The organism is Granulosicoccus antarcticus IMCC3135 (assembly GCF_002215215.1).
In the GTDB taxonomy this organism is placed as follows: Bacteria; Pseudomonadota; Gammaproteobacteria; order Granulosicoccales; family Granulosicoccaceae; genus Granulosicoccus; species Granulosicoccus antarcticus.
Genome location: NZ_CP018632.1, coordinates 3,163,735 through 3,178,959, shown reverse-complemented (window position 1 = coordinate 3,178,959; position 15,225 = coordinate 3,163,735). Strand labels below are relative to the sequence as shown.

Here is a 15,225-nt window from a genome sequence, read left to right as displayed (position 1 = left end):
GAGTTTTCCGATGTCTCTTAAATTCAAAACTGTCATTGGCATTGCACTCATTGAGGCAGTATTACTTGCCTATCTGATTCTCACTGTACTGGGCTTCATGAATGACAGTGCTGGTGATGCTCTGTTAAAGCGGGCTCACACCACGGCTACATTGTTTGCGACGACCACGAAAGACCCAGTACTGTCCTACGATCTGGCATCGCTCGAAGCTTTCAGCGAGGAGCTTATGGTCAACCCGGACATTGAATATGTCAGGGTTCTCGATGCCAGTGGATTGGTTTTCTCCGAATTAGGAAATGTCATATTCCTGGAGCGAGATTTTCAAGAAGACCTATCGCTTGAAAGTGTTGACGATCATGTTTTTGACACATCAGCAGAAATAAGTGAAAACGGCATAAGCTACGGCTCTGTTCAGCTCGGTATCAATACCGACAACATCCAGGAAACAATAAATGCGAGTCGGCGCCAAAGCCTGATTATTGCAGCTGTCGAGATGACGCTAGTTGCGCTCTTCTCGCTTCTACTGGGAACCTACCTGACACAACAGCTGAAGGTTCTGCAAAAATCAGCGAAGATGATCTCCAGTGGCGACTATTCGGTCCAGATAGAAATAACATCCAATGACGAAGTCTCCGATGTTGCCAAGGCCTTCAACCAGATGAGTGAAGCCTTGTCTCTGTCTGAAAAATCACGCAATGAAAAAGATGCACTGCTACAAGAGTTGAACCGAACGCTTGAGCAAAGAGTTGAGCGTCGCACAGAGAAAATCAATGCTCAAATCCATCAGTTAAGTGCTGCAAACGATCAAGTCGCACAAACTCAGGCAAGACTTGTTCAATCAGAAAAGCTGGCATCGGTCGGTCAACTAGCGGCGGGCGTAGCCCACGAGATCAACAATCCAATCGGGTTTGTACGCAGCAATCTCAATACCCTTTCAGAGTACGTAGGGGTTTACCAGAATCTTCTACATAACTACAAAAAGCTTTCGACAGCAGACGCGGATCAAGCAATACTGATCGCCGCAGAGATAGAACAACAGGAGAAAAAGGAGGACATTGCTTTCATCAATGATGATATCGAAGAACTTCTTAAAGACTCGATAGATGGCACCACCCGAGTTCGCGATATCGTCCACGGCTTGAAGAACTTCTCTCGCACAAACACAGAAAACAAGGTTGACTGCGATACCAATGAAATCATCTCGACGGTACTAAAAATCGTCAATAACGAGCTGAAGTACAAATGCAATGTTCACACTGAGCTATTGAGTCGCTCATTGGTACGTGGCAATACAGGAGAGCTGAATCAGGTATTTCTCAACCTGCTAATGAATGCGGGTCAAGCAATAGAAGAAGGAGGCACAGTCTCAATCTCTACTGACGACATCGATGACAAGATCAGAATAAGAGTCACTGACGACGGCTATGGAATCAAACCAGAAGATATTGAAAAGCTTTTTGACCCATTCTTTACTACAAAACCCGTAGGAGAAGGCACAGGGCTGGGATTGTCAATTTCATTCGGGATCGTTGAAGATCATGGAGGCGAGATCCTGGTTTCAAGTGAGGAAGGTAAAGGCACCACTTTCACCATTCTGTTGCCGGTCAGCTCCTGAATCTGAGTAAAGCCACGCGCTCGGTCTCTCACGCCCGTTCACTTCCCGCGGACTCGTTCAAGTTGATCGACAGCAGCGGCGCTGGCGAAAGGATTTGTGTAAAGCCTGTCATGGCTTTCGACACCAACGTCGAAGACGCAATCTTCTTTGGGACGAGCCACACAGAGCAGCACATAGCCTTCGGACGACTGCCGTTTGTTGATCGCAGTGGCCTGGGGCTGACGAACCGACCCCGAGATCATTTTGGCAGCGCAGGTAATGCAGCCGCCGTAGCGACAGCCGATAGGCAATACGTAGCCCGCCGCCTCGACAACATCGATAATTGCCTCGTTCTCACCGACTTCGAAGCTCACGCCATTACGATTCCGAAGCGTCACCTTGTGTTTACGCATGAAACCTCCCGCTGCGAAACAGCCCGGCCCGTCATACGGGCCGGGAAATCCGATTCAAACCCAGATATCTGAGGAGCAGTCACCGCCGGGATAGCGGGTCTCATGTGCTCGCGCTGGCCCGTGCGGTTCATCGTTGAAGTCGACGATGAAATCCTCTCGGATCGTCATACCCCCATTCTCATTGTCACAATCGACGATCAACATGATTCCACCCTTTTCCTTCATCGAAGGATAGAACTGATTGTCCCAGGTAGAGAACAGTGAGGTCGTGACATAAAGCCGCTTGCCATCGAGCGACAACTGGATCATTTGTGGCGCACCATCAACCGAGTGTCCATTGACCTCTGGCGCTTTGCCAAGCAAGCCGCCTATCCAGACCTGGCCTGTCAGCTTCGGGTTTGCCGGGTCGGAGATATCATACTGGCGCAAGTCGCCGTGCAGCCAGTTCGAAAAGTAGAGGAACTTATCGTCCATGGACACCAGAATATCGGTGATCAGGCTTGGCATCGGCACCGGAAAACCTTCGACATCCACAGTCGGTACATCGATGACCTTGTTGATTTCGATCTTGCCGTTGTCCCTGTGGAAATGGAATATATTGGACGCCAGTGCAGCGCCGACAAACCCGTGAGTGCTATCCGGGTTATGGTGAAAGCGTGCCTCGAGCGGGATCATTCCCTCTTCCCCCAGGTCGATACTGTTCTCGACCGTGCGGTTTTTAAAGTCCCAGAAGTGAACGTGCTGGCCGTATTTGCCGCGTGCCACATCCTCCAGATCGAAGCCTGGCATGAACGTGTTTGGTGACGCCCATTCCGTTGAGATCATCATATTGTGCCGTGGCTGATACCAGAAGTCGTAGTTGTATTTCATCTCTCCAAGGTCTTTTTCCCAGCGACCGACTATCTCGAAATCCTTGGTCAGATGCAGAAAGCCACCCGGCCCATTGCCATCGGCGTCACCCAGCATCGACACGATGATGTCGGAGCCCAGACAATGTACGGTGTGGGGGGCCGACAGGTTGGTCTTTGCCTTGATTTCATCGCCGTCAATGGTCTTGAACAGGGTGGGCTTGCGGGGATCTGTCGCGGTATCGACTATATAGAAATTAGTGGTGCGTACCCCGGGAATGATCAGGTACTTGCGCTCCATGCTGCCGTCCTCGTTGCATGAGGAGCATGCGTTCCAGCCCATATGATGCAGTTCATCACCGATGATCGGCATTTCGGTTCGATGAACCACTTGGCCGTAGGTCGAGCTCGCTTCATCGACATCAATCGTGGCCAGATAATCGGGCTTCTCGACCCCTGTGCCGGTATAGATGCAGATTGTGTACACCACTTTCTCCCGCGGTGCCTTGATCGCCTCTTGCGGCGATGCGTAGCCGGGGCCAGCGCAACAACTTCCATTCGCTTCGGACATGCCTGATATCTCCACTCGTTATTGATGGAATGACCGGGATGCCTTTTCCCGGAAATTAATCGGCCGTAACCTGCCCCAAGCTGTGTTTCAGCTGGAACAATTGTTAAAGATAGCACCAACGTTTATTAATGACCAGAGCGGGCAGCGCCGGCAGAGAAATGTATATTTTCAGCTGCAACGCAATTTTATATCTACTTTTCTTCTGACCGCTTCAAGCTCTCGTATACAAGCATCGAAAGTTTGCTCCTATACGATAGCTACCGTCAGATTGTCGGAAAGGCGCTAGAGCGTTAGAATTGGCATCGTCAACTGCCTTGGCACTTGTATTTTCTATCGCCCTAAAAGCAACACCTGAAGAGCTTAAACCAGCCAGCGCTGTCTGTAGATCCACGTAATACCGAGAAGACTCAACAATCATTGAACGCCCCCTTTATCGCTTAATGTGCAGACCCGCTGGGTGCCGGAACACCTTCCATGATCACATTGACGCAAGCAACTTTACCGCTTTTTACGGCACGATCAAGTGCGGCATCAAGATCAGCAAGATCGGTGACATATTCACCGTGCCCGCCAAGGCCCTTGACCGCCTTATCATATCGCGCATCACTTAAGCCGCAGCCAATTAACCGGTCCGGACCATAGTCACGCATTTGAATCTGGTGTTCGGCATTCCAGCGTTCGTCATTACCGATAACAACAACATAGGGTGCATCGTTACGCGCTGCCGTTTCAAATTCAGCGAAATGAAATCCCACAGTGCCATCCCCCATAAGAGCAAACACAGTTGCATCAGGGTCGGCTTTTTTTGCACCAAGGCCGTAACACAAACCACCACCAATAGCGCCGGAAATACCGTTTATGACACGACGATCAGCTTGGGTTGCTGCCTGTGCCCATTGACCAAATTCACCACCGTCACAGATCATGACGGATTTGGATGCTTTGCTGATTTGACGTTGAACCGCTGCGCAAAGCTGGGCTGGTGTAATCTTCCCACTGTCGACCGAGTCGTCTTCAGAGTAGCCGCGCGCCTCGATAAATGCCGCAACCTGCCCGCGCCATTCAGAACGTGTGGCCGTCGCCGATGCCGCAGAGACTAGATCGTCAATGATATCGCGCGGATCAGCGGCAAAACAAGCGGCCAACTGTTTGTTCAGATTGAGATGAGCGCGGCTGCGTTCATCCGCATCAGGCTCAACAACAATCCAAGAGCATAAAGGATTGAAACTACCGAAATTCAATGTGAAATCGACGCGTTTCCCGAGGTTTACGATTACATCCGCCTGTGCCAAGGCCTGCATAAAGTCTCCCAGAGCGGGGTCCCTCAAACCTCTTGGGCTTTCCATCGCGACGACGGGGGCATCCAAAGCGTTGCTTAGTGCCTCTAACCGTCCTGCATTACGTGTCTCATTCATCGCTGGCCCGCAAATCACCAAGGGGCGTTTAGCGGCTGCCAGCGTTTGACTAATCTGCCGCAGGTCCCCTTCACTAATCCGCATGCATTCACGCGCGAATGCACTTGAATGCGGGACAACCCCATCAGAAATATCAGCATCAACCAAATCAAAGGGCAAGGCCATATGGACTGGACCGGGACGACCAGACTGCGCCGTTCTTATGGCGCGCGCAACATCAACTCCAAAATCCCGGGCCCGCGTTGGCCGGAACGACAGCTTTGTTACCGGTGATGTCATGGGCACCTGATCCAGCTCTTGAAACGCACCACGCCCGTCTTGGCTAACCGGGGAATCGCCGGTCAAAAGCAAAACCGGCGTTTGCGATTCGGAACAGGTGAACAACGGACCCAAGGTATTAGCTGCGCCTGCGCCGGCTGTCACCATTGCGACAGCGACCTTGCCAGTAAGTTGCGCATAAGCTTCGGCCATAAAGACTGCCGCAGCTTCGTGACGTGTATGAATGATCTCGATATTCGCATCAAAACATGCGTCATAAATCGGCATGATTTGGTTGCCAGATAATGAGAATATTCTGGTAACGCCTGCCGCTGCCAAAGATTTTACCAGGAGGTCAGCACCTCTCATTTCAGTCTTCCTATATTCTTTGACATCTGAAGTGCTCAGGAAAGTAAATCGGTATTTTATATCAAAATATTTATAAATGCCGTGCTTTGATCCCTTACTACCGAAACCGGATTATTCGCCCCCATCGATCAGCATCAAATATGGCTTTTTTTCACGAGCCTCTTGCCATATCAAGGTACCCAGCGAAAGGCCTTGACCGAGAGTAACCTCAGTTCATTCACAGGGACGATCATCAGCGCAAATAGTGGATGCCGATCAAAATGAAAGCGGCAATAAACAACGTTTCACCAACGATCAGCACGATGGCTTGACCACCGACTGTCGATATGGTGCTCAGCGAGGTCTTCATGCCAACGGCTGCAATCGCGATCAACAGTGCCCAACGCGATACTTCACTGAAAAAAACAGCCACAGGGACAGGGACCAGATGTAGAGAATTCAGCGTCGCCAACACCAGGAACCCGATAACGAATGTCGGCACCAACGGTGGCCGTTTACCAGACACCTCGGAGGCATCTGCACGACTTCTCATGACGATGGCAAACACCAGAACCACGGGGGCCAGCATACTGACGCGAATAAGCTTGACTAGTGTCGCCGTCTCTCCAGCCTCATTAGACACTGAGAAACCGGCACCGACCACTTGTGCAACATCATGAATAGTGCCTCCAATGAATATGCCGGCAGCCATGTCATCAAAATCCAGCGCAGTCGATATGATGGGGTAGACGATCATGGCCAGAGTGCTGAGCACAGTCACGCTCAATACAGTAAATAACAGATTACGCTCTGAGTGTTCATTGCGTGGCAACACCGCAGCGATGGCCATGGCGGCCGATGTACCACAAATTGCCACTGAGCCACCGGTCAACAATGCGAGTCGCCAGCCTCGGCCCAGAAGTTTCGCACCAAGCAGCCCAAACAGGATTGTCAGGATGACGCCTGCCACTATCAGAGTAATAAATGCTGGCCCTAGTCCAATAAGCAGCTCCACGCTGATACGCACACCAAGCAGAGCCACTCCGATGCGCAGCACTGTTTTGGCCGTGAACTCGATACCCACCTTGCACGGCCCTTCTTCGGCCAGAAAATGAAAGGCAATACCCAACAGCAGCGCCATGAGCATGGCGGGCGCGCCGTAGTGATCGGACAAAAACTGCGCGCACACCGCAATAACGGCCGATACGAAGAAGCCCTTGGGAACACCTTCAAGTGATTTGGATATGCCAGCAATTTGCGAGCTCAGCCAAGACTGCGCTGTATCGTACGTCGTCATGATGAATCACTATTGAAGAAATAAGGAAGTGGCTCACCCCACACGGGCGTCGTAGCAAAGTACTCGTGTAGGGTGAACTCGTGAGCGAACTGCTCACAAGAGGTCGTTATGTGTGTGTGCCACCTATCGGACTGAAATCTGCCGGAATCAGAATCTTGTTTTCGATATGCCTCACCAGCGGACGCATCTGCTTGGCATAGGCCTGCCATTCGGGACTATCCTGCAATTCAGCACGTCTGCGGTAGCGATCATCCATGGAGTCGTACCCCCACATATGTACAACCTGGTTCAAGGGACCGATATCGGTGTAGAAATAGCCGATCATGTTGCCAAGGATACGGATCTGTACATCCTTGCCCTCGGCTTCATATAGCGCCAGGAAAGGTTTCACATTGCCATTTTTCAGCGTGTAGATGCGCTCATCAATAAACATTCGGATTACCCCCTAACCCAGTGTCGGCATGACGAACTCAGCATCACTGCGTTGACCATCCGGCCAGCGAGTCGTGGTTGTCTTGATACGTGTATAGAAACGTACACCTTCCATCCCATGCATATGGTGGTCACCGAAGATCGATGCTTTCCAGCCGCCGAAACTATGGAAGGCCATCGGTACCGGAATCGGCACGTTGATACCGATCATGCCTACTTCTACATCCTGGCTGAATGCCCGTGCCGTATCACCATCACGGGTGAAGATGGCGGTACCGTTGGCGAAGTCATGGCTGTGCACCAGGTCAAGCGCTTCCTGGTAGGAGTTGCGTCGTACCACTGAGAGTACCGGGCCAAATATCTCATCTTTCCACACGGACATATCAGGTGTGACATTGTCCAGCAAGGTGCCACCAATGTAGTATCCATTTTCGAACCCTTGCTTGTCCTGCCGATAGTTACGGCCATCGACAACCACTTTCGCACCTGCCGCTTCGCCGGCATCAATGTATCCACTGACTTTTTCACGGTGCTGGGCGGTAACCAGCGGTCCCATATCCGAATCACTTTCAGATGTTGGACCGATTTTCAAGGCATTGATCATAGGCACCAGCTTTTCGATCAGTGCATCGGCAACGACATCGCTGACGGGCACGGCTACCGAGATGGCCATGCATCGTTCGCCGGCTGAACCATACGCTGCACCCATCAGGGCATTGGCCGTCATGTCCAGATCGGCGTCAGGCATGATGATCGCGTGATTCTTGGCACCACCCAGTGCTTGTACCCGCTTGCCATTGCTGGTGCCGGTCTCGTAGATATACTTTGCAATGGGCGTCGAACCAACAAAACTGATGGCCTTGACATCCGGATGATTCAGTAGCGCATCGACAGCCTCCTTGTCACCTTGTACGACATTGAAAACACCTTCCGGCAGACCGGCTTCGGTCAACCACTCGGCCAGCTTCAGAGAAGCGGACGGCACACGCTCTGATGGCTTTAGTACGAACGTGTTACCACACGCCAGTGAGACCGGAAACATCCACATGGGGACCATGACAGGAAAGTTGAATGGTGTGATACCGGCGCACACACCCAGTGACTGGCGGATATTGTGACTGTCGACACCCGTACCGACGTTTTCGGAGAATTCTCCTTTCAGGAAACTAGGAGCACTGATGGCGAATTCCACCACTTCCAGGCCACGAGTCACCTCACCCAGGGCGTCATCATGTGTCTTGCCGTGCTCGGAGGCCAGAATGCCAGCCAGCTCATCAGCTCGCTCCCAGAGGATTGACTTGAATCGATCCAGTACCCGGGCGCGTCGCAGTGCCGGTGTCTTGGACCACTTTGGCCAGGCGGCCTTGGCAGCTGCAACAGCGGTATCTACATCGCTGGCCGATGCCAGCAGCACGTTCTTGTCAGAATCACCTGTCGCCGGGTCGTAAACCGGTTGAGTGCGGCTGGACGTGCCAGTGACTGTGGAACCATTGATGTAATGCGTTATGTCGGTCATATCAGGTCTCCTCGAATTCAGAATGCCAGACTATCGACATTTATCATCCAGATATATAGTCAAAAACGATTAGCCATTATCCAAAAACAGATAATGAACTCTACAGGGCAGCTCTAAATAGAATTAGATTACTCCGCGAATCAGTAACGCTGTGCCAGATATAAACATCATGAAGATGATCAATCGTTGGAAATGATCAGTATTCAGGTGCTTGAAGCAGGCCAGTCCTGCCTGCGCGGAAAGCAACGACACCGGCAAGGTCACCGCAATCAGTTTCAGAACCTCCTGCGTATACATTCCCTTGATCAAGAACGCCACAGCAGCGGTTGTCAGGATGGCAAGATTGAAGGTCTGCAGGACAGCGCGCGTATCAGATTTGGACCAAGCCTGCAGTGAACACCACATGACAGGCAAGGCCCCTGAAAGAGAAGCAAGCCCGCCCAGAATACCGCCAATCAGGCCGATGAAGGCATCGACAAACGGCATGGATTTTTCCAGCTTCGGCAACGTATTCCGGAAAGAGAAATAACCACCGTAGAGCACCATTATGACGCCGATGCCTACCTTCAACTGATCAGGATTGATCAGTGCCAGCATACTCACACCCAGCGGCACACCGACAAGACCCGGCAACAGGAAACGCATCAGACGCTTTGGCTGATTCAGAATTTCCGTGCGTACGATCCAGGCCCCCTGCAGTCCCGGGACAATGGCTGATACAAGCACCATAGGTACCGCCTGTCCCGGTTCCAGAATCTGCAACCAGAAACCCAGAGCAAACAAGGCTGTGCCGAAGCCTGCCAGACCGTTGATGAACCCGCCTGCCAGAGCACCGGCAATCAGGTAGAGATAGAATTCGATGGGCATGATTAATCAGTTTGCAGGTGAGGTGGCAGGAATTGGCCCGTTTTTACAGCGCCCAAAAGTACGCGCAGCACTTCATCAAGAACAATGCACTTGGTACTGTCACGGCGATAGAGCAGTCCCAGTTGACGGCTGGGCGGGTTGTGCGTCAGCGCCAGACGTTTCAGGGGTAAGGGATTCATGTTCAGCACGCAGCGTCTGGGTACGATTGATACTCCCAGATTGCTGAGTACCATACTGGAAATAGCTTCCAGGCTCTCCAGCTCCATGCTGTCAGTGACCGTTATGCCCTGACTTTCAAGCCACGCCTCGATGAGCTCGCCGACCACCGCATCGCGAGAAAAACGAATGAAGGAATTTGTCTGCAGCAGCTCCATCGGATCATCACTGTCAGTCTCCTGGGATGCCAGCAGCTCCAACGGTTCTACTGCCAGTAGATTCCATGAAAAGGTTTTCTGAATAACATTGGGGCTGGACACGATGGCAGCATCGATACTGCCTCGTTCCAGCATTCTGATGAGCTCATTTGTCAGGCCCGGAATAACTCGAACGTGTAATTGCGGGTACTCCTGTTTCAGCCTTGAGGCGGCCAGTGGCACCAGACCTGTCAATGTCGTAGGTACTGCGCCCAGCAACAATTCACCCCTGATGCCGTGATCGCCAATCACGGATTCGACGAGACCGTCATAGTCGAACACCACCTCGCGCGCCCTAGCCACCAAGGCTCTGCCTACAGGGGTCAACTCCGGTGTGCGTCTGGTTCTATCGAATAGCTTTACTTGCCATTTTTCTTCCAGGGACTGCATCTGTTGGCTGACCGCTGCGTGGCTAACGCACACGGCTTCACCCGCTGCGGAGAACTTACCGTACTTTTCGACGGCAATCAGCGTCTTGAGTAGCCGAATGGACATAGAAGATCTCTAGAAAGATTCGGAATGAATCTGAAGTTTTAAATGTAAGCTTTCCTTACACTATCTGTAAGTAAAAATCGATGTAAAAAAGCCTGACTTAATATATTGTTCATATAGATCTGAAATGTCAATCAAAAAAAGACATTCAAATACTGCACCCCCACGACAAAGTGAAGAGGAATCATGAAGCAGAATAAAAAAGCATGGCTAGGTGCTATCGCACTGGGAATGCTCGCTACTGCAGCGCAAGCCGAGTATCCCGAACGTCCTATCAACATGATCATTCCATTCAGTGCCGGAGGTGCAACTGATATATCGGCTCGGATGATTGCTGCTCCCCTGGGTGCTACCGTCGGAAAACCTCTGGTCATGGCCAACGTCGATGGTGCCGGCGGCGCAACCGGATCTGTGGCTGCCAAGAATGCAAAACCCGACGGCTATACAATGATTTTCGCACGGGTCGGCTCGCACACGGTGAGCCCGGCCATGAAGGCCACTCTGCCCTACACACTGGACGATTTCCGGTTTGTTACCGTTTATGAAATCAATCCCGTCGCCTGCGCGGTGGCTGCCTCGTCAGACATCAACAGTATGGACGATCTGATCGCCAAGGCGCGTGAGGGAGGCACCAGTTACAGCTCCTCGGGCGTCGGTTCCTTGTTACACATTGCCGCCGTCATGGTACTAGACGAATTTGGCATAGAGGAACCGTTGAAACAAGTCACTCACATTCCTCAAAAAGGCGGCGGCGCTGCTGCAACGGCGGTACTGAACGGCACAGTGACCTTTGTCTGCACTAACAGTTCGGCCCTGGCAAGCTATGTCACCAATGGATTGCTCAGGCCACTGATGGTGACCACTGAAGAGCCGATACCGGGTTTCGACGCCCCCACCATCAAAGACCTTGACAAACCTGCACTCGCAGCTCTTGTGGGCTGGACTGGTATTGCAGGTCCGGCAGGCTTGCCAGACGATATTGCTGAACAATGGGGCGGTTGGATGAAGACGGCAACGGATGATCAGAAGTTTCGCGAATCAATGGAAAAGCTGGGATCTGTCATCGAGCTGATGTCACCGGAAGATGCGAACACTTTCATTCGAGCTCAATACGAGACTTTCAAAGCGCTTGCTGAAAAACTGGGCATGCGTGTCGAGGGCTGAATTCCAAGGGCTCGCTCAGCAATAAACTGTGAATTTCAACCCGGCATGCTGCGCCCCCAGTCGCCATGTCGGGACTTCTCTCCTCTGAGGCTGCAAGAAGCATGAGTATTAGAACTATCCAGTTTCGGCTCGGTATCGGGACGATGATCTGTTCGGCGTTTCTGATTTTCTATGCAATACCCAACTGGGTGACGTCCCCCGCAAACGTTCCGAAGATCGTGTTATCTCCTGTTTTCTGGCCAATGGTTGTGGCCGTTTTTCTGGCCTTGGTAGGAGCTGGCCTGCTGGCCAGCGCCAGGAAGTTTGACAAGTCTGCCGACTCCATCAGCGAGAGTTCTGATACCGATCATTTTGCTGAATACGGCCGACTTGCCGCTCTTGCAGTGCTAATGATAGCGACTGTCTACGTACTGCCGCTCCTTGGACTGGTCTGGACATCCATGCTGACCATTGTGGCTCTTGCACTATTGATTCAATCGCGATATCCCAAGACGGTGGTGTTGTGCGCCATCATCGTTCCACTGGTTCTTTACGCCTTCTTCGCTCACGTTGCCGGTGTAGCCATACCGCAAGGTATTTTTCTGAGACTGCCATGAGCTTCCTGGATAATATTGCTGCAGGACTTTCTCTAGTAGCCAACTTCGAGAGTTTCTTTGCCCTGTTTGTCGGCGTAGCCGTAGGCACTATCGCAGGTGCCATCCCTGGACTATCGGCGACCATGGCCGTTGCACTGACGCTCCCCTTTACTTTTTCACTGGCTCCCACAACTGGCATCCTTCTGCTGCTTGGTGTCTACAAGGGTGGCGTTTTCGGTGGCTCAATTCCCGCCATACTGATCAAGACGCCGGGATCACCTGCCTCCTCTGCAACCATACTTGACGGTTACCCCATGGCCGAGAAAGGCCAGGCTGGCAAGGCTCTGGGTATGGCGCTCTGGGCATCCTGTACTGCTGATGCCATTTCAAACCTTTCCCTGATCCTGTTTGCAGGCTGGTTGGCATCGTTTGCCCTGAAATTCGGCCCTCCCGAATTCTTCACTTTGATTCTGTTCTCTCTGACCATCATTGCCGGTGTGTCGGGTGAAAGCCTACTCCGGGGGGCACTGTCAGCCATTCTGGGTCTGCTGCTGGCGACCGTCGGCCTGGACCTCATCTACGGCACCAGTCGCTTTACCTTCGACAATGCCAACATGATGGGTGGACTCAACTTCATCGCCGTATTGATTGGATTGTTTGCCATACCGGAGATTATCTCACTGGTCTGGAAGCCCAAGTCAATGGATGGAAAAACGCGCTCACTCGGAGATTCGAAGGTCACTTTTGCAGAATACAAACGTAGCTTCAAGTCCATTGTTCGTGGCAGTTTCATCGGCGTTTTTCTGGGATCCATCCCGGGTATCGGTGCTGCGCCCTCGGCCTTCCTGTCCTACTCGGAGGCGCGACGAACTTCACCCAACAAGGAGAACTTCGGCAAGGGTGAGATCGAAGGCGTAGCGGCCTCCGAAGCCGGTAACAACGGAGTCGCAGGGGCCACCTTGATTCCCCTGCTGGCACTGGGCATACCCGGAGACGTCATCACAGCCATTATTCTGGGTGCGTTCATGATCCATGGTTTGCAACCTGGCCCACTGATGTTCATCATGAATGCCGACATCATCTACGGCCTGTTCATCGGACTGATCGTGAGTTCAGTGTTTCTGTTTTTCATCGGCTCACTGGCTATCCGCGGTTTCAAACATGTCGCTAATGTTCCACCCAGCGTACTGTTTCCCTGTGTCATGGTGCTGTGTACTTTCGGGGTGTTCGCGGTCAATAACAATCTGTTCGATGTTGGCGTCATGTTCGCCATGGGCTGGGTAGGATTCCTCATGTTGTGCTTTCGCGTCCCGGCAGCCCCTTTTCTGATTGCCTTCATTCTGGGACCACTGCTGGAAGACAATTTCAGACAGGCCATGCTGATGTCTAACAATTCACCGGCCATCCTGTTTCGAAGTCCCATTACCTGGTTTTTCTGGCTGGTCACTTTTCTAGCGCTCGTAGCCATCGTGCGTGCAGGCATTACCGCCACTCGCAAGGCTGATAAATCTGCAGACCCTGTAGAGACGGGAATGCATGAGTCTGCAGAGTAACGGGCTGGTCCAGCCAATGAGTGGGCTGATCAAATTCTTCAATGTACGTGTTTACCAAGTGGAGTTGTCATACGACGATGAACAGTGAGATGAAAGTAAGTGTATGGCGAGGCGATGAGTCTGGCGGGTTTGAAACCTTCACGGTACCGACCCAGGAAAGCCAGACCGTACTGGATGTCGTCGCCTGGATACAACAGAATCAGGACTATTCGCTGACCTATCGCTATGCCTGTCGAGTCGGTATGTGCGGCTCATGCGCCATGATGGTCAATGGCAAGCCACGCTGGACCTGCCGCACACATATCAACAAAGTCGTCGTTGACAACAAGCTGGAGATAGCACCACTTCGAAACCTGCCGGTGATCAAGGACCTGGCAACCGATATGGATGTTTTCTTCGACAAGTGGATTGCTGCCGAAGGACTGCACCACCCCTCCAGCACCCGTGATGATCCGATCGAGATGATCGATCCTGAGTCCCCGAACCGCCAACAAGCCAATGCCGGTATCGAGTGCATCAACTGCGCCGTCTGCTACTCGTCTTGCGATACGGTCAACAACAACCCTGATTATCTGGGGCCAGCAGCACTGCAACGCGCCTGGACTGTCTACAACGATGCCAAGGATAACGACAAGGATAAGATCCTGAAGTCCGTATCAGGCAGCGGTGGTTGCCACAACTGCCACACCCAGGGTAGCTGCTCGCTGTACTGCCCCAATGAACTCAAACCCATGGAGGCCATCGCTGGTTTGAAGCGCGCCTCTATCATGTCGCTACTGAAGAGGGGGAAGTAGCCATGCTCGATATCAGACTGTATATGCTGCAGCGCCTTACTGCGCTGATAATGGCACCACTGACACTGGTTCATATCGCTCTCATGATCTACGCCATTCAGGGCGGCCTGTCAGCCGCTGAAATTCTGGGAAGAACACAAGGCAGCATTTTCTGGTTCTTCTTCTACGGCCTGTTTGTGGCGAGCGTATCGATACATGCCGCCATTGGATTGAGAGTCATCATCTCGGAAACGCTCAAGGTGCGCGGCACCCAACTGACCATCCTGTCGTGGGCCTTTTTTCTGATTGCTCTCTACATGGGTGCAAAAGCCGTGATCGGAGTCACCCTGTCATGATCAAACCCCATCGAAAACACCCTCTCTGGCTGGCCTATCTGCTGCACCGACTTTCCGGCCTGGGGTTGGCACTTTTTCTACCTGCCCATTTCTATCTGTTATCACTGGCCCTGAATCAGCCAGATCGCATGGACAAGTACCTTGGCTGGGGCGAGAACCCCTTGGTCAAGGTTGCAGAGTACGGTCTGGTATTCCTGTTGGCCATTCATCTGTTTGGCGGTTTGCGCTTGATGGCCTTTGAATCACTCGAGTGGTCCAACAATCAAAAAACAGCGGCCGCCTGCTCCATCGTAGCGGCACTAGCCATTTCAACCATCTTCTTTCTGAGAGCGATCTGAAC

15 protein-coding genes are annotated in these 15,225 nt (G+C 52.2%); 7 read left to right on the top strand and 8 right to left on the bottom strand.

Going from position 1 to position 15,225, the window contains the following annotated elements; translation table 11 throughout:
- Positions 1-10: 10 nt before the first annotated feature.
- The gene (locus IMCC3135_RS34985; RefSeq protein ID WP_088918136.1) at positions 11-1,615 is read left to right on the top strand and encodes a sensor histidine kinase; all 1,605 of its coding nucleotides are present in this window, start codon (positions 11-13) and stop codon (positions 1,613-1,615) included.
- 38 nt (positions 1,616-1,653) lie between these two features.
- On the opposite strand, the gene IMCC3135_RS13680 is transcribed toward IMCC3135_RS34985, so the two are convergent.
- The 8 genes from IMCC3135_RS13680 to IMCC3135_RS13645 all read right to left on the bottom strand — a co-directional run bounded on the left by IMCC3135_RS13680 (position 1,654) and on the right by IMCC3135_RS13645 (position 10,467).
- Complete coding sequence (locus IMCC3135_RS13680; protein ID WP_088918135.1) at positions 1,654-2,007, bottom strand: 2Fe-2S iron-sulfur cluster-binding protein; 354 nt, start codon at positions 2,005-2,007, stop codon at positions 1,654-1,656.
- A gap of 54 nt (positions 2,008-2,061) precedes the next feature.
- Complete coding sequence (locus IMCC3135_RS13675; protein ID WP_088918134.1) at positions 2,062-3,426, bottom strand: selenium-binding family protein; 1,365 nt, start codon at positions 3,424-3,426, stop codon at positions 2,062-2,064.
- A gap of 437 nt (positions 3,427-3,863) precedes the next feature.
- Positions 3,864-5,468: a thiamine pyrophosphate-binding protein gene (locus IMCC3135_RS13670; protein WP_088918133.1), complete on the bottom strand. Its 1,605-nt coding sequence runs from the start codon at positions 5,466-5,468 to the stop codon at positions 3,864-3,866.
- Between the two features lie 232 nt (positions 5,469-5,700).
- Positions 5,701-6,744 carry a YeiH family protein gene (locus IMCC3135_RS13665; protein ID WP_088918132.1) on the bottom strand — a complete coding sequence of 348 codons (1,044 nt, stop codon included), beginning with the start codon at positions 6,742-6,744 and terminating at the stop codon, positions 5,701-5,703.
- A 106-nt stretch (positions 6,745-6,850) separates the two neighbouring features.
- A complete protein-coding gene (locus tag IMCC3135_RS13660) occupies positions 6,851-7,177 on the bottom strand; it encodes an NIPSNAP family protein (RefSeq protein WP_088918131.1) in 327 nt (108 codons plus the stop codon).
- A 12-nt stretch (positions 7,178-7,189) separates the two neighbouring features.
- Complete coding sequence (locus IMCC3135_RS13655; RefSeq protein WP_088918130.1) at positions 7,190-8,692, bottom strand: CoA-acylating methylmalonate-semialdehyde dehydrogenase; 1,503 nt, start codon at positions 8,690-8,692, stop codon at positions 7,190-7,192.
- Between the two features lie 123 nt (positions 8,693-8,815).
- Entirely contained in the window at positions 8,816-9,559 is a 744-nt protein-coding gene (locus IMCC3135_RS13650) for a sulfite exporter TauE/SafE family protein (RefSeq protein WP_088918129.1), read from the bottom strand.
- A 2-nt stretch (positions 9,560-9,561) separates the two neighbouring features.
- Positions 9,562-10,467 (bottom strand): LysR family transcriptional regulator, encoded by a 906-nt coding sequence (locus IMCC3135_RS13645; protein ID WP_088918128.1) that lies wholly within the window; start codon positions 10,465-10,467, stop codon positions 9,562-9,564.
- A gap of 183 nt (positions 10,468-10,650) precedes the next feature.
- On the opposite strand from IMCC3135_RS13645, the gene IMCC3135_RS13640 reads away from it, so the two are divergent.
- The 6 genes from IMCC3135_RS13640 to IMCC3135_RS13615 all read left to right on the top strand — a co-directional run bounded on the left by IMCC3135_RS13640 (position 10,651) and on the right by IMCC3135_RS13615 (position 15,223).
- Positions 10,651-11,628 (top strand): Bug family tripartite tricarboxylate transporter substrate binding protein, encoded by a 978-nt coding sequence (locus tag IMCC3135_RS13640; RefSeq protein WP_088918127.1) that lies wholly within the window; start codon positions 10,651-10,653, stop codon positions 11,626-11,628.
- Positions 11,629-11,729: 101 nt separating this feature from the next.
- Positions 11,730-12,224, top strand: coding sequence for a tripartite tricarboxylate transporter TctB family protein (locus IMCC3135_RS13635; RefSeq protein WP_088921836.1), 495 nt, complete (start codon positions 11,730-11,732; stop codon positions 12,222-12,224).
- Positions 12,221-13,756: a tripartite tricarboxylate transporter permease gene (locus IMCC3135_RS13630; RefSeq protein ID WP_088918126.1), complete on the top strand. Its 1,536-nt coding sequence runs from the start codon at positions 12,221-12,223 to the stop codon at positions 13,754-13,756. The genes IMCC3135_RS13635 and IMCC3135_RS13630 overlap by 4 nt, the downstream gene beginning before the upstream one ends.
- An 89-nt stretch (positions 13,757-13,845) precedes the next feature.
- Positions 13,846-14,550 carry a succinate dehydrogenase/fumarate reductase iron-sulfur subunit gene (locus IMCC3135_RS13625; RefSeq protein ID WP_236994784.1) on the top strand — a complete coding sequence of 235 codons (705 nt, stop codon included), beginning with the start codon at positions 13,846-13,848 and terminating at the stop codon, positions 14,548-14,550.
- A gap of 2 nt (positions 14,551-14,552) precedes the next feature.
- On the top strand, positions 14,553-14,885 hold the full coding sequence (locus IMCC3135_RS13620) for a succinate dehydrogenase (protein ID WP_088918124.1): 333 nt from the start codon (positions 14,553-14,555) through the stop codon (positions 14,883-14,885).
- Positions 14,882-15,223: a succinate dehydrogenase, cytochrome b556 subunit gene (locus IMCC3135_RS13615; protein WP_088918123.1), complete on the top strand. Its 342-nt coding sequence runs from the start codon at positions 14,882-14,884 to the stop codon at positions 15,221-15,223. Before IMCC3135_RS13620 ends, IMCC3135_RS13615 begins: the two co-directional genes overlap by 4 nt.
- Positions 15,224-15,225: the final 2 nt, after the last annotated feature.